23 protein-coding genes are annotated in these 16,284 nt (G+C 74.3%); 17 read left to right on the top strand and 6 right to left on the bottom strand.

Annotated elements, in window-relative coordinates; translation table 11 throughout:
- Positions 1-95: 95 nt before the first annotated feature.
- Entirely contained in the window at positions 96-542 is a 447-nt protein-coding gene (locus ATL31_RS08110; RefSeq protein WP_101395321.1) for a ferritin-like domain-containing protein, read from the bottom strand.
- A 105-nt stretch (positions 543-647) separates the two neighbouring features.
- On the opposite strand from ATL31_RS08110, the gene ATL31_RS08105 reads away from it, so the two are divergent.
- Complete coding sequence (locus ATL31_RS08105) at positions 648-1,634, top strand: aldose epimerase family protein (protein WP_101395320.1); 987 nt, start codon at positions 648-650, stop codon at positions 1,632-1,634.
- Positions 1,635-1,640: 6 nt separating this feature from the next.
- Here the strand turns inward: ATL31_RS08105 and ATL31_RS08100 are convergent, their stop codons facing one another.
- Positions 1,641-2,888, bottom strand: coding sequence for an FAD-binding protein (locus ATL31_RS08100; RefSeq protein ID WP_101395319.1), 1,248 nt, complete (start codon positions 2,886-2,888; stop codon positions 1,641-1,643).
- A gap of 78 nt (positions 2,889-2,966) precedes the next feature.
- A complete protein-coding gene (locus tag ATL31_RS08095; RefSeq protein ID WP_101395318.1) occupies positions 2,967-4,469 on the bottom strand; it encodes an AAA-type ATPase lid domain-containing protein in 1,503 nt (500 codons plus the stop codon).
- A 159-nt stretch (positions 4,470-4,628) separates the two neighbouring features.
- Between ATL31_RS08095 and ATL31_RS08090 the strand changes: the two genes are divergently transcribed.
- From ATL31_RS08090 to ATL31_RS08055, 7 genes are all read left to right on the top strand, one after another.
- On the top strand, positions 4,629-5,672 hold the full coding sequence (locus ATL31_RS08090; protein ID WP_101395317.1) for an amidohydrolase family protein: 1,044 nt from the start codon (positions 4,629-4,631) through the stop codon (positions 5,670-5,672).
- Positions 5,672-6,451 (top strand): iron-sulfur cluster assembly protein, encoded by a 780-nt coding sequence (locus ATL31_RS08085; protein ID WP_101395316.1) that lies wholly within the window; start codon positions 5,672-5,674, stop codon positions 6,449-6,451. The genes ATL31_RS08090 and ATL31_RS08085 overlap by 1 nt, the downstream gene beginning before the upstream one ends.
- Positions 6,452-6,454: 3 nt before the next feature.
- On the top strand, positions 6,455-7,489 hold the full coding sequence (locus ATL31_RS08080) for an NAD(P)-dependent alcohol dehydrogenase (protein ID WP_211283988.1): 1,035 nt from the start codon (positions 6,455-6,457) through the stop codon (positions 7,487-7,489).
- Between the two features lie 37 nt (positions 7,490-7,526).
- The gene (locus ATL31_RS08075) at positions 7,527-8,030 is read left to right on the top strand and encodes a DUF1097 domain-containing protein (protein WP_101395315.1); all 504 of its coding nucleotides are present in this window, start codon (positions 7,527-7,529) and stop codon (positions 8,028-8,030) included.
- Between the two features lie 109 nt (positions 8,031-8,139).
- Positions 8,140-8,484: a putative quinol monooxygenase gene (locus tag ATL31_RS08065; RefSeq protein ID WP_101395314.1), complete on the top strand. Its 345-nt coding sequence runs from the start codon at positions 8,140-8,142 to the stop codon at positions 8,482-8,484.
- A 77-nt stretch (positions 8,485-8,561) separates the two neighbouring features.
- On the top strand, positions 8,562-9,086 hold the full coding sequence (locus ATL31_RS08060; protein ID WP_101395313.1) for a polyketide cyclase: 525 nt from the start codon (positions 8,562-8,564) through the stop codon (positions 9,084-9,086).
- 32 nt (positions 9,087-9,118) lie between these two features.
- Complete coding sequence (locus ATL31_RS08055; RefSeq protein WP_101395312.1) at positions 9,119-9,415, top strand: putative quinol monooxygenase; 297 nt, start codon at positions 9,119-9,121, stop codon at positions 9,413-9,415.
- A 20-nt stretch (positions 9,416-9,435) separates the two neighbouring features.
- On the opposite strand, the gene ATL31_RS08050 is transcribed toward ATL31_RS08055, so the two are convergent.
- A complete protein-coding gene (locus ATL31_RS08050; RefSeq protein ID WP_101395311.1) occupies positions 9,436-10,221 on the bottom strand; it encodes an isocitrate lyase/PEP mutase family protein in 786 nt (261 codons plus the stop codon).
- 121 nt (positions 10,222-10,342) lie between these two features.
- Here ATL31_RS08050 and ATL31_RS08045 point away from each other — a divergent pair, with 121 nt between their 5' ends.
- The 8 genes from ATL31_RS08045 to ATL31_RS08010 all read left to right on the top strand — a co-directional run bounded on the left by ATL31_RS08045 (position 10,343) and on the right by ATL31_RS08010 (position 14,997).
- Positions 10,343-10,624, top strand: coding sequence for a DUF427 domain-containing protein (locus ATL31_RS08045; protein WP_101395310.1), 282 nt, complete (start codon positions 10,343-10,345; stop codon positions 10,622-10,624).
- Positions 10,625-10,744: 120 nt separating this feature from the next.
- Positions 10,745-11,242 (top strand): DoxX family protein, encoded by a 498-nt coding sequence (locus ATL31_RS08040; RefSeq protein WP_101395309.1) that lies wholly within the window; start codon positions 10,745-10,747, stop codon positions 11,240-11,242.
- Entirely contained in the window at positions 11,242-12,171 is a 930-nt protein-coding gene (locus tag ATL31_RS08035; protein ID WP_101395308.1) for a glucosyl-3-phosphoglycerate synthase, read from the top strand. Before ATL31_RS08040 ends, ATL31_RS08035 begins: the two co-directional genes overlap by 1 nt.
- Positions 12,172-12,230: 59 nt before the next feature.
- Positions 12,231-13,043 (top strand): dihydropteroate synthase, encoded by an 813-nt coding sequence (gene folP, locus ATL31_RS08030; protein WP_101397391.1) that lies wholly within the window; start codon positions 12,231-12,233, stop codon positions 13,041-13,043.
- Positions 13,040-13,675, top strand: a complete 636-nt coding sequence (locus tag ATL31_RS08025; RefSeq protein ID WP_101395307.1) for a class III extradiol ring-cleavage dioxygenase family protein — start codon at positions 13,040-13,042, stop codon at positions 13,673-13,675. Before folP ends, ATL31_RS08025 begins: the two co-directional genes overlap by 4 nt.
- A gap of 79 nt (positions 13,676-13,754) precedes the next feature.
- A complete protein-coding gene (locus tag ATL31_RS08020) occupies positions 13,755-14,105 on the top strand; it encodes an ArsR/SmtB family transcription factor (RefSeq protein WP_101395306.1) in 351 nt (116 codons plus the stop codon).
- On the top strand, positions 14,102-14,584 hold the full coding sequence (locus ATL31_RS08015) for an SRPBCC family protein (protein WP_101395305.1): 483 nt from the start codon (positions 14,102-14,104) through the stop codon (positions 14,582-14,584). Before ATL31_RS08020 ends, ATL31_RS08015 begins: the two co-directional genes overlap by 4 nt.
- 5 nt (positions 14,585-14,589) lie before the next feature.
- Positions 14,590-14,997 (top strand): VOC family protein, encoded by a 408-nt coding sequence (locus ATL31_RS08010; RefSeq protein ID WP_101397389.1) that lies wholly within the window; start codon positions 14,590-14,592, stop codon positions 14,995-14,997.
- Between the two features lie 26 nt (positions 14,998-15,023).
- Here ATL31_RS08010 and ATL31_RS08005 read toward each other — a convergent pair whose 3' ends face one another.
- Positions 15,024-15,206: a hypothetical protein gene (locus ATL31_RS08005; RefSeq protein ID WP_101395304.1), complete on the bottom strand. Its 183-nt coding sequence runs from the start codon at positions 15,204-15,206 to the stop codon at positions 15,024-15,026.
- Between the two features lie 42 nt (positions 15,207-15,248).
- On the opposite strand from ATL31_RS08005, the gene ATL31_RS08000 reads away from it, so the two are divergent.
- Complete coding sequence (locus tag ATL31_RS08000) at positions 15,249-15,914, top strand: hypothetical protein (protein WP_101395303.1); 666 nt, start codon at positions 15,249-15,251, stop codon at positions 15,912-15,914.
- Here the strand turns inward: ATL31_RS08000 and ATL31_RS07995 are convergent.
- Positions 15,866-16,252, bottom strand: coding sequence for a hypothetical protein (locus tag ATL31_RS07995; protein ID WP_101395302.1), 387 nt, complete (start codon positions 16,250-16,252; stop codon positions 15,866-15,868). The two genes, ATL31_RS08000 and ATL31_RS07995, sit on opposite strands and share 49 nt — an antisense overlap.
- Positions 16,253-16,284 lie beyond the last annotated feature (32 nt).

Raw genomic sequence — 16,284 nt, 5'->3', positions numbered from 1 at the left:
GTTCGGCGCCGGCGCCCCGCCGGATTGGTCTGGGGGCGGACACGACGACGGCGGGCGGTGCCGTGTGGCACCACCCGCCGTCGCAGCCCCTCCGGTCAGGAGGTGTGCTGGAGCGCCTTCACCTCGTCGCGCGCGGCGACGATGGCGGTGTGCTGCTGCTGCACGACGGCCCGGAAGCCCTCGCTGAGGTCGGACTCCTGGAGCGCCTTCTCGTACTCGGAGACGGCGTGGTCCTCGCCGGACACGGCGGCGCCGATGACGGCGGCGGCGTCCTCACCGGTGACGGCGTCCTTGAGGGACAGCCAGCCGCGGTGGACCTTGGCCGCGACCGAGCCGCTCTCGTCGACGTCGTCGCCGTAGTCGTGGCCCAGGGCCACGATGTCGCGAGCGAAACCGGCGCGCTGCTCGGAGAAGCGCTGCATGGTGGAGGCCGCCGTGGGGTTGTCGCTGTCACGCAGCTTCTCGGCAGCGGACGCGAACCCGTCGCGGCCGTCCTTGAGGGTCTCCACGAGGTCCTTCGCGACCTTCTCGTCAGCCGACATGGCTGGTTCTCCTTCTGTCGATGATGTGACGTGCTCCGGTCCCGTACCCGAAAACCCCCCGGATGAACATCCTTCGACGGATCCGGCCTGCGCGAGGATGGCGCGATGGTGACCCCGCGCATCCTCGACCTGCACGCCGACGGCCTCCGGCTAGAGCTCCTCACCGCGGGGGCGTCGGTGCGGCGCCTCGTCGTCGACGACGGGGACGGCCCGGTCGACGTCGTCCTGGGCCTCGCCGAGCCGGCGTCGTACATGGCCGACGGTGGGTACGTCGGGGCCGTGGTGGGGCGGTTCGGCAACCGCATCGCCGCCGGCCACCTGGCGGTCGACGGCGTCGAGCACCGGCTGACGACCAACCAGTTCGGCAACACCCTGCACGGGGGCGCCGACGGGTTCGACCGCCGCGACTGGGAGGTCCTCGACCACGGGCCGGCGCACGCGACCCTCGGCCTCACCAGCCCCGACGGTGACCAGGGCTTCCCCGGCACGCTGGCCGTGACCGTCACCTACCGTGTCGCTCCCGGGAGCGTCACCATCGAGTACACGGGCGAGACCGACGCCCCCACGGTGCTGAACCTGACCCACCACGCCTACCTCCGCCTCGACGACGGGCCGACCGTCGACGACCATGTCCTCGAGGTGCCGGCGTCCTCGTTCCTCGCGCTGCGCCCCGACCTCGTGCCCACCGGCGAGGTGCGCCCGGTGGCCGGCACCCCCTTCGACCTGCGCACCCCGACCGCCCTGCGCGACGTGCTCGCGAGCGACGACGAGCAGCTGCGCATCGCCGGCGGCATCGACCACCACTACGTCGTAGACGGCACCGGGATGCGGAGGGCCGCGCGGCTCACCGCGCCGTCCGGGCGCTGGCTCGAGGTGCACTCCGACCAGCCCGGGGTGCAGGTGTACACCGGCGCCCACTTCGACGGCACCCAGACCGGGCTCGACGGCCGGCCGCTCACCGCCCGGGCCGGCGTCGCCCTCGAGACCCAGGGCTACCCCGATGCGCCGCACCACCCCGACTGGCCGAGCACCGTGCTGCGCCCCGGCGAGCGGTACGCGACCAGCACGCAGTGGCGCCTGGGCCGCGACTGAGCCGGGTCAGGGCAGGACGCGCTCGAGGAAGGCGTTGCCGAACACCCGGTCGGGGTCGACCCGGTCGCGCAGGGCCACGAAGTCGGGCAGCCGCGGGAAGGTCTCGGCCAGCGCCGCCGCGTCGAGCTCGAAGACCTTGCCCCAGTGCGGGCGTACGCCGAACGGCGCGAGCGCGCTCTCGATGAGGCGCACCACCGCACGCACCGCCGGCTCGTCGCGCACCCAGGTGAAGTGGAACGCCACGACGTCCTGACCCCCGGCGCCGCTGAGCCACTGCTCGTCGGCGGCCACGGTGCGGATCTCGGCCACCTCGAGCAGCGGACCGATGGTCGACGACAGCGACCGCAGGGCCTCGATGCCGGCCACGGCGTGCTCGCGCGGGACGAAGTACTCGCTCTGCAGCTCGGCGCCGGCGCTGGGGGTGAAGCCCATCCGGAAGTGCGGTAGCCGGTCGAGCCAGGGCCCGGGTTCGCCGCCCTGCCCGGTCACGGCCTCGACGGCGCCGCCGCGGATCATGTGCATCGTCGCGCCGGCGGCCAGGGTGCCGAAGGCGTCGGCCAGCGGCGGCTCGTCCGCACGGCTCTTGACCCACAGCTGGGCCACGCCCTCGTCGTCGAAGCGGGTGAAGAGGCTGACGCTGTAGCCGGCCCCCGCGATGTCGTGGAAGCGCGCCTCCACGACCTCCCAGGCCAGACCCGTGCGCACCTCCTGGCGCACCCGGTAGGTGGGCTCGACGTCGAGCTCGAGCCGGGTGACGATCCCCATCGCCCCGAGCGAGACCACCGACCCGTCGAAGTCGGCGTCGCCGCGGCGTACCCGGCGCAGGTCGCCGTCGGGCCCGACCACGTCGAGCGCCGCCACCGCCGCGGCCAGCGAGCGGTTGTGCGCCCCGGACCCGTGCGTCCCCGTGGCGACGGCCCCCGCGACCGAGATGTGGGGCAGGGACGCGAGGTTGGCCAGCGCCCAGCCCTCGCGCTCGAGCTGCTCGGCGAGCTCGCCGTAGCGGACACCGCCGGCCACCGACACCGTGCCGGCCTCCGCGTCGACCCGGATGCCGGAGGGCAGCCCGGTCAGCTCGACCAGGACGCCGTCGGTGTCGGCGAGGTCGGAGAACGAGTGCCGCGAGCCCAGCGCCCGCACGTGGGCGGAGCCGGCCACGAGCTCCTGGAGCTCCTCGACCGACGCCGGCCGGGCCAGGCCCGCGGCCCGGTAGTGGTAGCTGCCCGCCCAGTTGGCCCCGACCGTCGTCGTCATGCGCCCAGCCTGTCACGTGGGGCGGGCGTCCTCGAGCGCCGGTCCGCGGGCCGGTCGGCCGCGCTCGGCCGGGCCCGTTCAGCGCAGGTCGTCGAGGCCGTAGTGCCCGATCTTGCGGTAGAGCGACGACCGGCTCATCCCGAGCTCGGTGGCGGCCTGCTTGACCGTCATCCCCGGCTCGGACAGCACCCGGGCGATCTCGTCGCGCTCGACCGTCTCGATGCGGGTCAGGCGGGTGCTGGCTCCCCGCAAGACGAACGGGGGCAGGTGCCGCACGTCGACGGTCTCGGTGCGGGCCGCGGCGTCGTGGACCACGCGCATCAGCTCGTCGACGTTGCCCGGCCAGCCGTAGGTGGTGAGCGCGTGCTCGGCGGCCGGGGTGAAGCCCACCTCGCGCAGCCGGGTCTGGTGCCCGGCGTACCGCGCCAGCGGCATCACGTCGCCCACCCGCTCGCGCAGGGCCGGCACGTCGACCACGGTCTCGATGAGGCCCGCGAGCGGGTGCGGGACGGTGTCGAGCGACTCGGCGGTGACGGCCCACGCGAGGCGGACGCCGTGGCCCTCGGCGCCTCCCGCCGAGCGGCGCACCGCGACGGCGCGGGTGTGCAGCTCCTGGGCGGCCCAGGCCGGCAGGATGTAGACGCCCTCGACGATCACGGCGGTCTCGGGTTTCGCGAGCTCCGGGGTCCACAGCGACAGCCAGCCCTCGACGTCCTCGGGGGCTGGGGCGGCGGCGCTGAGGATGCGGAAGCGGGGGTGGGCCCGGCGCAGGGCCTGGGCCAGCAGGGTGGCGCGCCCCGAGCCGGGCTCTCCAACGGCGGCCACCACCCGCCCGGCCGCGAGGGCGTCGGTGGCCCGGCCCAGGGCGTCGGTCCAGCGCGCCGACATCGCGTCGAGGGTGCCGGCCCCCGGCTCGAGCCGGGCGCGCTGCATCCGGAAGACCCCGCCGCGGGGCGGGGTGCGCGGGGTACGACCCCGCGACCGGGCGAGCATCAGGGCGCTGGTGGTGCTGGCCGCCGACTCGGCCAGCGCCAGCAGCAGGCCGGCCGACGACCGGGCCCAGGTGGTGATGTTGACGCTCCCCTCGAGCCGGCCCGTGGTGGGGTCGAGCACCGGGACGGCCGCGCAGGTGTAGGTGCACAGGCTCGCGCTGTAGTGCTCCTCGGCGCGCACCAGAGATGGCGTGCGGTCGGCCAGCGCCAGGCCGAGGCCGTTGGTGCCGGCCTCGCGCTCGGAGAAGGCGAACCCGGGCGCCAGGTGCACGGCGTCCAGCGCCCGCAGCAGGGAGGTGTCGCCCGAGAACCGGTTGAGCACCAGCCCGTCGGCGTCGGTGAGCATCAGGCTGAGCGGCTCGGAGGCCAGCGTGCGGTGCAGCCCGGTGAGCACCTCGTGACCGCACTCGACGAACAGCGAGTCGGTGACGACGGTGCCGCCCCACACCGGTTCGACGTTCTCGAGCGAGACGCCGTACTCCTCGCTGCGGCGCCACGAGGCCAGCAGCCGGCGCGAGGCCGTGGGCGCCTGACCGGGCGCGGACGCGACGGCCCGATGCGGCAGGCGGGCCTCCTCGGACGGCGTCATCGCCGGCTCCTCTCGACCCTCCGACGGTAACGCCGCGGGGTGCGCGGCGACATCCCCGGATGTCCCAAAGTGGGACACCGCCCCTCTCCCCGGCCGCCGGGGCCCGACCTAGCGTCGGTCGGGTCAGCGACGACGGCGTCGCGGGAACGGAGAGTGCGGATGTACACCAAGGACGGCGAGAGCTACTACATCGTCGACGCCCACGTGGCGTTGTGGGATGCGCGGCCCGAGAACCAGCGCAACATCCACGGCAAGCAGTTCATCGACTGCTTCTACGACTACCACCGCAACCTCTCGCCCGAGGGCGAGGTGTGGAGCTACGAGGACTACCTCTACCAGGGCGGCCGGCGCCTCCTGAAGGACCTCTTCGAGGACGGCTACGTCGACCACGCCATCTTCCAGCCGGCGGCCCTGACCGAGTTCTACGTGAACGGCTTCGGTCAGACCGAGGAGGCCTTCGAGCTGGCCCGGGCGAACCCGACCAAGCTCACGTACAACCACAACTTCGACCCCCGCAACGGGGAGCAGGGCCTGGACCGGCTGCGCGCCGACCACGAGAAGATGAAGTTCACCGGCGTCAAGCTGTACACCGCCGAGTGGCACGGGGAGTCGCGCGGCTGGAAGCTGACCGACCCGTGGGCCGTGCGCTACCTCGAGGCCTGCCGCGAGCTGGGCGTCACCAACATCCACATCCACAAGGGCCCCACCATCCGCCCGCTCGACCGCGACGCCTTCGACGTGGCCGACATCGACCACGTGGCCACCGACTTCACCGACCTCAACTTCGTCGTCGAGCACGTGGGCCTGCCGCGCCTGGAGGACTTCTGCTGGATCGCCACCCAGGAACCCAACGTGTACGGCGGCCTGGCGGTGGCGATGCCGTTCATGCACACCCGCCCGCGCTACTTCGCGCAGATCCTCGGTGAGCTCCTCTACTGGATCGGGGAGGACCGGATCTTCTTCTCCAGCGACTACGCCATCTGGACGCCGAAGTGGCTCGTCGAGCGCTTCGTCGACTTCCAGATCCCCGAGGACCTCACCGAGTACGCCCCGATCAGCACCGACCAGAAGAAGAAGATCCTCGGGCTGAACGCCGCCAAGATGTACGGCCTCGACGTGCCGGCCGAGCTGCGGCTCCCGGACGCCGATGAGACCGCGACGGGTCCGCGCGACCCCGAGGCGGCCGACCTGGCGAGCGTCTGATGACGGCGCTCGCCACCCGGCCCGTTACCGAGGAGGCCGTGCGCGGCGCCCTCGGGGCGGTGCTCGACCCCGAGCTCGACGAACCCATCACCGACCTGGGGTTCGTGCGCTCGGTCGCCGTCGACGACGGCGACGTGACGGTGCACCTGCGCCTGCCCACGTCGTTCTGCTCGCCGAACTTCGCCTACCTGATGGCCTCCGACAGCAAGGACGCGGTCACCGCGCTGGAAGGCGTAGGCGTGGTGGTCGTCGAGCTCGACGACCACCACGACTCCGACCTCATCAACGCGGGGCTGGCGGCCGACGCCGGCTACGTCGGGACCTTCCGGCACGAGGCCGAGCAGGACCTCGACGAGCTGCGGGCCACGTTCCGGCGCAAGGCCCACACGGCCGCGATGGAGCGCGCCCTCACCGTGCTGCTGCGGGCCGGCTCCCCTCTCGCGGAGGGCGGCCCGGAGCGGGTCCGGCTGGGCGACCTCCCGGCCGGGCGGGAGCGCGACGCGCTGCTGCGCCGCCGGGAGGCCCTGGGGCTCTCGCGGGCCGACGACGCCCCGGTGCTCGTCGACCACGAGGGCCGACCCCCGGCACCGGGGTCGGCGGCGATGTTCCTGCGCCGGGCCCGCGCCACCAGGGTCAGCATCGACGGGAACGCCCACTTCTGCCGCGGCCTGCTGCGCACGCGCTACGAGGGCTCGGGCGCCGACCAGCGACCGCGCCCCGAGGGCGCCGAACCCACCGACCACCACCACCTGCTCCCCCTCAGCCCCAAGGAGTCCTGACCGATGAGCACCATGCGCGCCGTCCGCGTCGTCGGCTACCACCAGAACCTCGAGATGACCGAGACCGCGATCCCCGAGGCCCGCGGGCCGTGGGACGTCGTGGTCCGCATCGGCGGGGCCGGGGTGTGCCGCACCGACCTGCACATCCTCGAGGGCCAGTGGGCCGAGAAGTCCCAGGTCACGCTGCCGTACACGATCGGCCACGAGAACGCCGGATGGGTGCACGCCGTCGGCAGCGCCGTCACCAACGTGGCCGAGGGCGACAAGGTGATCCTGCATCCCCTCGTCACCTGCGGGCTCTGCCGGGCCTGCCGCTCCGGCGACGACGTGCACTGCGAGAACAGCGCCTTCCCCGGCATCGACACCAACGGCGGCTACGCCGAGTACCTGCTCACCTCGGCCCGCTCCTGCGTCAGACTCGACGACGCCCTGGAGCCCGCCGACGTGGCCGCCCTGGCCGACGCCGGGCTCACCGCGTACCACGCGGCGGCCAAGGCGGCCCGCCGGCTGACCCCGCGCGACACCTGCGTGGTCATCGGGGCGGGCGGCCTCGGGCACATCGGCATCCAGGTCCTCAAGGCCCTCACCCCGGCGCGACTGGTCGTCGTCGACCGCAACCCGGCGGCCCTGCGCCTGGCCGAGTCCGTCGGGGCCGACGTCGGGGTCCTCGGCGACGGCGGCCACGTCGACGAGGTGCTGGGGCTCACCGGCGGCGCCGGGGCCGAGGTGGTCGTCGACTTCGTCGGCGAGAACGGCTCGACCGCCGAGGGTCTCGCGATGACCCGGCAGGCGGGCGACTACCACGTGGTCGGCTACGGCGAGAACGTCGACGTGCCGACCATCGACCTGATCTCCAGCGAGAAGAACGTCATCGGCAACCTGGTCGGGTCCTACAACGACCTCCAGGACCTGATGGCGCTCGCGGCCAAGGGCCTGGTCACCCTGCACACCCAGAAGTACGCGCTCGACGACTTCCAGCAGGCCGTCAGCGACCTCGACGCCGGCGAGGTCCGCGGGCGCGCCATCCTCGTGCCCTGACCGGCACCGTTCCCCCCTCCGGACAAAGGAGTCCGCTGTGAAGAACTACCTCGGTGTCGCCGTCTCGATCGGCGTCCTGGCCGGGATCTGGACCCAGCTCAGCGTCACGCTGGGCCTGGTCACCTGGATCGCCTTCGTCATCTGGGCCGGCTTCTACGCCGCCGGTGCCCACCGCGACGGCTTCGTCCGCGTCCTCGCCTCGGCGCTCTCGGGCGTCGTCTACGGCTGGCTCGCGGTCTGGTTCGCCGGAGCCGTCACCTTCCCGGGGGCGCTGGCCGTCGCCGTGGCCGTCATCGCCGCCCTGATGTGCCTCCAGGCCGGATGGCACGTCCTGTCCTTCATCCCCGGCGCGTTCTTCGGGGCGGCCTCGTTCTTCGGCAACGGGGCCGCGTTCTGGTCGACGGTCCTCGCGATCGTGCTCGGGGGCGTCTTCGGCTGGGCCTCGGCGGTGGCCGGCGCCCGCATCCAGGACGCCCTCACCCGGCGGGTGTCGGCGCCCCCGCCGGCCGCCGCCCCGCCCTCCGCGCCGGCGGCGGCCTGACCCGACCCGGCCCCGCCCCCGTCCCGCCCGGCCCACCCCCCGGGCGGGCCGGGGGCGCGGCCCGTCCTACCGTGGAGCCGCCCGCTCCGTCCCCACCAGGAGAGACCCCATGATCCTGATCACCGTGAAGTTCCCCATCCGCGAGGACAGGCTGGCGCAGTGGCGTGAGCTGTCGCGCTTCTACGTCGACGCCGTCACCGCCGAGCCCGGCAACGTGTTCTTCGAGTTCTCCGAGTCCGTCGACGAGCCGAACACCTTCGTGTGCATCGAGGGCTTCCGCGACGGCGCCGCCGGGGCCGCCCACATGCAGCAGCCCCACGTCGAGCGGTTCATGAGCGAGATGCCCGACATCGTCGCGGCCCAGCCGCAGATCATCTACGTCGACACCGAGGAGGTCACGGGGTTCGGGCCGATGGGCGAGATCCAGCCCCGTCCCGGACCCGAACGTGTGTGAACACGCCGGGATCCCCGGGGTGTTTTCACACACGTTCGGGGACGGCGGGGGCGGCCGGCCCGGCGGATGATGGGGCGATGATCGCCGACCGCTGGGGTGTCACCGACGCCGAGGTCTCGCGTCGGTACGCCTGCGACGACCTCGTCCCCGCCCCGGTGCTGGCCGTGTGGCGCGGCGTCGATGTGGCCGCGCCCGTCGACGCGGTGTGGCCCTGGCTCACCCAGATCCGGGCCGCCCCCTACTCCTACGACCTGGTCGACAACCTCGGGCGGCGCTCGCCCGACCGGCTGCTCGGGCTCGACGAGCCCCGCGTCGGCGAGCCGTTCACGGCGGCGGCCGGCCGCCCGGTCGGGGAGGTGCTGGCCGTCGAGCCCGGGCGCGAGCTTACCGGCCGCATCCTCGGTGCGGTCATGTCGTACCGGGTCGAGCCGGCCGGCCCGGATGCCGCGCGCCTGCTGCTCAAGCTCGTGATGGCCCGGGGCCGGGCGCTGGCGCCGTTCGTGGCCATGGGCGACCTCGTGATGGCGCGCCGCCAGCTGCTCAACCTCGCCGCCCTGGCCGAGCGGGGCGGGCACTGGCCGGGCGCGCGGCCCGGGGTCTAGCCTGGGGCTCCTTCAGGACAGAGAGGTCCACCATGTCGCTGCACGTCGTCGCCACCCTCCCCGCCAAGCCCGAGGCCACCGACGCCATCCGCGCCGCGCTCAGGACGCTCGTCGAGGCCACCCGGCAGGAGGAGGGCTGCCTCTCGTACGACCTCTACGAGTCGGCCTCCGCCCCGGGGATGTTCGTCACCGTCGAGGAGTGGACCGACCAGGCGGCGTTGGACGCGCACATGCGGACGCCGCACATCGCCGCCGCGCTGGAGGCGGCCGAGGGTGCGCTGGCCGGCGACATCGCCATCCACCCGCTGGTGCCGGTCTCGGCCGGCTGACGGCCGCCCCCCGAGGGGCTTCAGGTGAGCGGGCGGACGTCGCCGGGCAGGGCGCCCTCGCCGTCGCGGACCCGCTCGGCCAGCTGCTGCAGCGCGGTCAGCGCCACCCGCTGGGACCACGGGCCGTACGAGACGCGGGCCACGCCCAGCTCCTCGAGCTCGGCCAGGGGCAGCATGCCCGGGAGGACGATGAGGGTCAGGCGCTGCGGCCCGAGCTCGGCGACCAGCCGCTCGACGTGGGCGCGCTCGGTCACGCGGGGCACGAACACCACCGGGGCCCCCGCCTCGAGGAAGGCCAGCCCACGGGTGACGGCCTCCTCCAGGCACTCCTGCGGCGAGCGGCCCTCGGCCCTGACGAAGGCGTCGGTGCGGGCGTTGAGGACGAAGTCGGGCACGCCGGCGTCCCGCGCCGCGCCCATCGCGGCCTCGACCGCCCGCACGGCGTCGGGCAACGGGCGCATCCCGTCCTCGAGGTTGCCCCCGACGACCCCGGCCTCGATCGCGCGCCGGACGGTCGCGCCCGGGTCGCCGTAGCCCGACTCGAGGTCGGCGCTCACCGGCAGGTCGGTCACGGCCACGATGCGGCCGATCATGTCGAGCATCAGGTCGAGCGGGATGTTCTCGCCGTCCTCGTAGCCGAACGTCGCGGCGATCGAGTGCGATGCGGTGGCGAGCGCCGTGGTCCCCTCGACGGAGGCGACGGCGCGGGCACTGGCCGCGTCCCAGACGTTGACCACCCGCAGGAGGGTGGGGGCGCGGTGCAGCTCGAGGAAGCGCGTGGCGAGGGCGGCGGTGTCCTGGGTCATGCCCCGAGCATCGCCAACGACGGCGGCCGCGGCAACCCTCGACAGCGGGTGAGCCGTGCGGAAGAGGAGCACGCCGCCGCGCGTTCACCCTGAACCGACCCCGAGTGAAGCGGAGTGCGCCATGAAGGCCATCTGGAACGGCACCACCATCGCCGAGAGCGACGACACCGTCGTCGTCGAGGGCAACCACTACTTCCCGCGCACCGCGGTGCGCGACGACGTCGTGCGCCCGTCCGCGACCACGTCGGTCTGCCCGTGGAAGGGCACCGCCTCCTACCTCAGCCTCGAGGTGGACGGGAAGGCCAACCCCGACGCCGCCTGGTTCTACCCCGAGCCCAAGGACGCGGCCCGCGAGATCACCGGCCGGGTGGCCTTCTGGAAGGGCGTCGAGGTCACCGCCTGACCTCGGGCGCGCCGACCCGGCGACCTAGACTCGTGAACCACCGGAACCGGGCGTTCGCGCCCCTCGCGGGGCGGGGGCCACGGTCACCGGGCCCTCGACCTCGACCACGGACGGAGTGGGATGGACCTCGACCTCGGGATGCTCGTCGTCCGGCTGGCCCTCGGGCCGATGCTCGTCGCGCACGGGGCCAACAAGGTCTGGGGCGGCGGCGGCCTGGCCGGCACGGCCGGGTGGTTCGAGTCGCTCGGGCTGCGCCCCGGCCGGCTGCACGCCCGGCTGGCCGCCGTCACCGAGCTCACGGCCGGTGTGCTCGTCACGCTCGGCCTGCTCACCGGGCCGGCCTGCGCCGCGTTCGTCGGCCTGATGACGGTCGCCGCGCTCACCGACCACCGCGGCAAGGGCTTCTTCGTCTTCAAGGGCGGGGCCGAGTACGTCGTCCTCGTCGCGATGGTGGCCGTGGGGCTCGCCCTGGTCGGGCCCGGCTCCTGGTCGCTCGACGCCGCCCTGGGTCTGCCGTTCTCCGGCCTGGTCTGGGGCGTGGTCGCGGCGGTCGGCGGGGTCCTGGCCGCCCTGGGCCTGCTGGCCGTCTTCCGCCGTCCGGCGCAGGACGCCGCCTGATGCCGGTGCGCACGCTCGCGACCCCGGTCGACCTCGACACCCTGCTGGCCGCCAAGGGCACCACCCGGGTGAGCGTGGTCATCCCGGCGCGCGACGAGGAGGCCACCGTGGCCGACGTCGTGGCCGGCGTGCGGCGCGCCTGGGTCGAGGAGGTCCCCCTCGTCGACGAGCTCGTGGTCATCGACTCCGACTCGACCGACCGCACCGCCGAGGTCGCGCGGGCGGCCGGCGCCACCGTGCACGCCGCCGCCGACATCGCGCCGGCTCTGGGGCCGGCCCGCGGCAAGGGCGAGGCGCTCTGGAAGTCGCTGCACGTCACCACCGGCGACGTGCTGGTCTTCCTCGACGCCGACCTCATCGAGTGGGGGCCGCACTTCGTCAGCGGGCTGCTCGGGCCGCTGCTCACCGAGCCGTCGGTGATGCTCGTCAAGGCCGTCTACGACCGCCCGCTGCTCGACGAGCAGGGGCACGAGGCCGAGTCCGGCGGCCGGGTCACCGAGCTGGTCGCACGCCCTCTGCTGGCCCTGCACCACCCCGAGCTGACTGGGCTGGTACAGCCCCTCGCGGGCGAGTGGGCCGTGCGGCGAGCCGCAATCGAACGGTTCTCGGTGCCCGTCGGCTACGGGGTCGAGATCGCCGCCCTCGTCGACACCGCCGCGGCCCACGGAGCCGACGCCATCGCCCAGGTCGACCTCGGGCGCCGCACCCACCGCCACCACCGGCACGACACCCTGGGCCCGATGGCCGTCCAGGTCGTCGCGGCCGTCGAGGCCCGGCGCGGGGGCCGGGGCGAGCCACGCGACGCCGCGGTGCTCACCCAGTACGACCGCACCGCAGCCGGCTTCACGCCGCGCCCCCGTGACGTCGACCTGCGCGAGCGCCCTCCGGCCGCGGCCGTCGACGGCTACCGCACGAGGGTGCCCGCGTGAACCGGGGCGCCCCGCTGCGGCTGGGCCGTCGCGAGTTCCCGGCCTCGGCGCGGCTGGTCATGGCCATCGTCAACCGCACCCCGGACTCCTTCTACGACAAGGGGAGGACCTGGGCCGAGGACGCCGCGTTCGACCGCGTCCGGCAGGTCGTCGACCAGGGCGCCGACCTCGTCGACATCGGCGGCATCAAGGCCGCGCCCGGGGCCGAGATCGACGCGGCCGAGGAGAAGAGCCGCGTCGTGGGGTTCGTCGAGCGGGTCCGCGGCGCCTACCCCGACCTGGTCATCAGCGTCGACACCTGGCGTAGCGAGGTGGCGCGTGCCGTCTGCGAGGTCGGTGCCGACCTCATCAACGACGCCTGGGGCGGTGCTGACCCCGAGCTGCCTTCCGTGGCAGCCGAGTTCGGGGCGTCCCTGGTCTGCACCCACACCGGCGGCGTGACGCCCCGCACCCGCCCGCACCGCATCGAGTACGACGACGTCGTCGCCGACGCGCGGGCCTCGCTGCTGCGCCAGGCCGAGCGCGCCGTCTCGATGGGGGTGGCCCGCGACCGCGTGGTCATCGACCCCGCCCACGACTTCGGCAAGAACACCTGGCACTCCCTCGAGGTCACCCGGCGGCTCGACGAGCTGACCACCCTCGGCTGGCCGGTGCTGGTCTCGCTCTCGAACAAGGACTTCGTGGGCGAGGCCCTCGACCTGCCCGTCGGCGAGCGGCTCACCGGCACCCTGGCCGCCACGGCCCTGTGCGCCTGGCACGGCGCGCAGGTCTACCGCGTGCACGAGGTCGTCGAGACCCGCCAGGTCCTCGACCTGGTGTCCGTGGTCGCCGGCGACCTCCCCCCGGCGCGCACGGTGCGGGGGCTGGCATGAGCTCGTCGGTCGTCGTCGTCCCCAGCGCCCCGCTGCTGCTGCCCGAGTACACCGGGCGCCAGGACGTCGGCGCCGACCTGCGCGCTCGCTGCGTGGAGGCCGTCCAGGCCGCCACCGACGCCGACGGCACCGACCGGGTCGTGCTCGTCGTCGCCACCGACCGCGAGCAGCGCGGCACCCGGCCCCCGCTGGGCCAGCGGGTGGGCCGGCACCTGGCCGGCCTGGCCGGCGTCGGGGTCGACGGCATGGTCGTCGTGGCCTGGGACGCCCCCACCGCCGAGTGCCGCGCGCTCGGGCGGCACCTGTCCGGCCGCCCGGCCGCGACCCTGGTCGTGGTCGCCGACGGCAGCGCCCGCCGCGGCGAGAAGGCGCCGGGCCACCTCGACGAACGCGCCGCCGCCGTCGACGAGAGCATCGTGAGCGCGCTGCGGGCCGCCGACGCCGACGCGCTGCTGGCCCTCGACCCCGCCCTCTGCGCCGACCTGCTGGTGCAGGGCCGGGCCCCGCTGCAGGTCGCCGCATCGGTCATGGCGGCCCGGGGCGGGCTGTCGTGCGACGCGCTCGACGTCAGCGACCCGTACGGTGTGCTCTACGTCGTCGCCCGGCTGACGCCGCCCATCACGGCGCCCTGAGCATCTCCACCCCGTCGCCGCTCTGGTCGGAGCGGTGGATCAATGGACAGATTGATCAACCTTGTGATTGACTAATGGGATGGGGCGGACCGACGACGCGATCGACCGGGGCTTCGCGGCCCTGGCCGACCCCGTGCGCCGCGCCCTGGTGGCCCGGCTCAGCCGTGGCTCTGCCACCGTCAACGAGCTCGCGGAGCCGTTCGACATCTCGCTCCAGGCGGTCTCGCGGCACATCCAAGTCCTCGAACAGGCGGGGCTCGTGACCAAGGCCCGTGAGGCACAGCGCCGCCCGGTCCACCTCGCCCCCGAGGCGCTGGAGCGGCTCACCGCCTGGATCGACGGTTACCGCCTGGCCCACGAACAGTCCTACCGACGCCTCGACGCCCTCCTGGCGACCCAGCGTCCTGACCCCGAGAGGAGGAGCCGATGAGCGGCTCCCTGCACCTGGAGGCCCCGGCGGCACTGCCGTGGGTCGACTTCACCCGTGAGTTCGACGCCCCGGTGTCGGCCGTCTACGACGCCCACCGCGACCCGGACAAGGTCCGCCGCTGGCTCGGCCCGCACGGCTACGAGATGGAGGTCGTCCGCTGGGACTTCGCGGCCGGCGGCGCCTACGAGTACCTGCACCGCAGCCCCGAAGGCACCCAGTTCGGCTTCCGGGGCGTCTTCCACACCGTGCGTGAGAACGACACCGTCGTGCAGACGTTCGAGTACGCCGGGGCCCCTGACGAGGTCAGCCTCGACTTCCTGGCCTTCGAGGCCCTCGGCGACGGACGCACCCGGCTGCGCGGCCGGAGCGTCGGGCGCACCGTGGAGGGCCGCGACGCGATGCTCGGCTCCGGAATGGAGCGGGGCATGAACGAGGGCTACGTGCGCCTCGACGCGTTGCTCGCGACGGACCGGGGGTGAACGGCATGGACTTCACCCTCGAGGTCGTGACCCTGCCGGTGTCGGACGTCGACGCCGCCATCGCCTTCTACCGCGACGGGGTGGGCTTCCACCTCGACCACGACGTCGACGCCGGCTTCGGCCGCGTCGTCCAGCTCACCCCGCCCGGCTCGGGCTGCTCGGTGGTGTTCGGCACCATGCCGGCGATGCAGCGGATGGAACCCGGCTCCCTGCACGGCCTCCAGCTGGTGGTGGCCGACGCCGTGGCGGCTCGTGACGGGCTGACTGCCCGCGGGGTGGCCTGCGACGACATCACCTCGTTCGACGAGCGGGACGGCTCGACGTTCTTCGGTTTCGCCGACCCCGACGGCAACACCTGGGCGGTACAGCAGATCCGGGCCCGCGCCGAGAACCCCCTCATCCCCCGCTCCTGAGGGCCGGCGCGCGGCCCGGCCGGTCGTCAGCCGTCGTCGCCCGGGCGTTCGGTGGCCCGGTCGGCGCGCCGCCGGAGCCGGTCGCGGACCTCGTCGGGCGAGTAGGCGCGGCGGGCGCGCTCGTCGCGGGCCACCAGCACCCCGGTGGCCACCACCCCGGCCGCGCTCGCGACCCCGAGGAGCTTCAACCAGCGGTTGCGGTTCGCCATGTCGCTCACCCTAGCGACGCGCCGGCCCGGCAGACTGGGGCCATGGCGCGCACCGGCTCCCACGCCGTCCCCTTCGACGAGGCCGTCGCCGCCACCCGCACCGGCGACCTCTGGATCTTCCGGGGCGGCACGGTGGCCGACCGTGTCATCCAGACGGCCAGCAACGCCCCGGTCAACCACGTGGGGATGGCGCTCGTCCTCGACGACCTGCCGCCCCTGATGTGGCACGCCGAGCTCGGGCGGTCGCTGCGTGACCACTGGACCGGCGAGCACCACCGCGGGGTGCAGCTGCACGACCTCGCCGAGGCCGTGGGGACCTGGCAGGGCCGGTACGGCCAGCGGGCCTGGCTGCGCCAGCTCGAGCCGGCGGCCGGGCCCCCCGAGGAGGACGCCGCCCTGCGCACGGTCGCCCGGCTCGACGGGGTCTCGTTCCCGTCGACCCTGCGCCTCGGCTGGCGCTGGCTCAAGGGCCGCGACGCGCACGTCACCCGCGCGACGCTCGAGCGCAAGGGGCTGCGGCCCGAGGACGCCTACTGCGCCGAGGTCGTCGCGGCCACCCTCGAGGAGATGGGAGTGCTCCGCGCCGACGCGCCGACGAACTGGTACGACCCGGGCCGCTTCTGGAGCGGCGACACCCTGCCGCTGGCGCCGGGCTGGTCCTACGGGCTCGAGGTCGAGGTCGCACCCTCGACGGCCACCCCGGCCTGACCCTCGCGCCGCCGGCGGCGCACCCACGGCAGGGCGACCACGAGCACACCGAGCGCCAGGCTGCCGGCCCCGGACAGCAGCCCCCACAGGCCGCACCACAGGACGAGCGCGACACCCTCCCAGAGCAGCGTGGTGTACGCGATGTCGGGGGTGTGGCCCGACGCGACCCAGGCACCGCCGACGGTGCCCAGGCCCGCCAGGACCATCAGGACCACCGTCAGGCCGGCCGAGCGGACCAGGCTCCACCCCGCGGGGAGGTCGCCGCCGCCGGCGTCCTCGACCTGGTCGGGGAACGCCGCGAACACGTCGGGGACGGGACCCCGGGGATGGCGTGGCATACGGCCAGAGCATACGGACCTGCCCCGAGCGG

Source organism: Phycicoccus duodecadis (genome assembly GCF_002846495.1).
GTDB lineage: Bacteria > Actinomycetota > Actinomycetes > Actinomycetales > Dermatophilaceae > Phycicoccus > Phycicoccus duodecadis.
Note: the sequence above shows the minus strand (reverse complement) of the source record. Positions and strands in the feature narration are given on the sequence as shown.

Coding starts and splice junctions, on each gene's coding strand:
- ATL31_RS08110 (WP_101395321.1), bottom strand. CDS start 542: ATGTCGGCTGACGAGAAGGTCGCGAAGGACCTCGTGGAGACCCTCAAG.
- ATL31_RS08105 (WP_101395320.1), top strand. CDS start 648: ATGGTGACCCCGCGCATCCTCGACCTGCACGCCGACGGCCTCCGGCTA.
- ATL31_RS08100 (WP_101395319.1), bottom strand. CDS start 2,888: ATGACGACGACGGTCGGGGCCAACTGGGCGGGCAGCTACCACTACCGG.
- ATL31_RS08095 (WP_101395318.1), bottom strand. CDS start 4,469: ATGACGCCGTCCGAGGAGGCCCGCCTGCCGCATCGGGCCGTCGCGTCC.
- ATL31_RS08090 (WP_101395317.1), top strand. CDS start 4,629: ATGTACACCAAGGACGGCGAGAGCTACTACATCGTCGACGCCCACGTG.
- ATL31_RS08085 (WP_101395316.1), top strand. CDS start 5,672: ATGACGGCGCTCGCCACCCGGCCCGTTACCGAGGAGGCCGTGCGCGGC.
- ATL31_RS08080 (WP_211283988.1), top strand. CDS start 6,455: ATGAGCACCATGCGCGCCGTCCGCGTCGTCGGCTACCACCAGAACCTC.
- ATL31_RS08065 (WP_101395314.1), top strand. CDS start 8,140: ATGATCCTGATCACCGTGAAGTTCCCCATCCGCGAGGACAGGCTGGCG.
- ATL31_RS08060 (WP_101395313.1), top strand. CDS start 8,562: ATGATCGCCGACCGCTGGGGTGTCACCGACGCCGAGGTCTCGCGTCGG.
- ATL31_RS08055 (WP_101395312.1), top strand. CDS start 9,119: ATGTCGCTGCACGTCGTCGCCACCCTCCCCGCCAAGCCCGAGGCCACC.
- ATL31_RS08050 (WP_101395311.1), bottom strand. CDS start 10,221: ATGACCCAGGACACCGCCGCCCTCGCCACGCGCTTCCTCGAGCTGCAC.
- ATL31_RS08045 (WP_101395310.1), top strand. CDS start 10,343: ATGAAGGCCATCTGGAACGGCACCACCATCGCCGAGAGCGACGACACC.
- ATL31_RS08040 (WP_101395309.1), top strand. CDS start 10,745: ATGGACCTCGACCTCGGGATGCTCGTCGTCCGGCTGGCCCTCGGGCCG.
- ATL31_RS08035 (WP_101395308.1), top strand. CDS start 11,242: ATGCCGGTGCGCACGCTCGCGACCCCGGTCGACCTCGACACCCTGCTG.
- folP (WP_101397391.1), top strand. CDS start 12,231: ATGGCCATCGTCAACCGCACCCCGGACTCCTTCTACGACAAGGGGAGG.
- ATL31_RS08025 (WP_101395307.1), top strand. CDS start 13,040: ATGAGCTCGTCGGTCGTCGTCGTCCCCAGCGCCCCGCTGCTGCTGCCC.
- ATL31_RS08020 (WP_101395306.1), top strand. CDS start 13,755: ATGGGGCGGACCGACGACGCGATCGACCGGGGCTTCGCGGCCCTGGCC.
- ATL31_RS08015 (WP_101395305.1), top strand. CDS start 14,102: ATGAGCGGCTCCCTGCACCTGGAGGCCCCGGCGGCACTGCCGTGGGTC.
- ATL31_RS08010 (WP_101397389.1), top strand. CDS start 14,590: ATGGACTTCACCCTCGAGGTCGTGACCCTGCCGGTGTCGGACGTCGAC.
- ATL31_RS08005 (WP_101395304.1), bottom strand. CDS start 15,206: ATGGCGAACCGCAACCGCTGGTTGAAGCTCCTCGGGGTCGCGAGCGCG.
- ATL31_RS08000 (WP_101395303.1), top strand. CDS start 15,249: ATGGCGCGCACCGGCTCCCACGCCGTCCCCTTCGACGAGGCCGTCGCC.
- ATL31_RS07995 (WP_101395302.1), bottom strand. CDS start 16,252: ATGCCACGCCATCCCCGGGGTCCCGTCCCCGACGTGTTCGCGGCGTTC.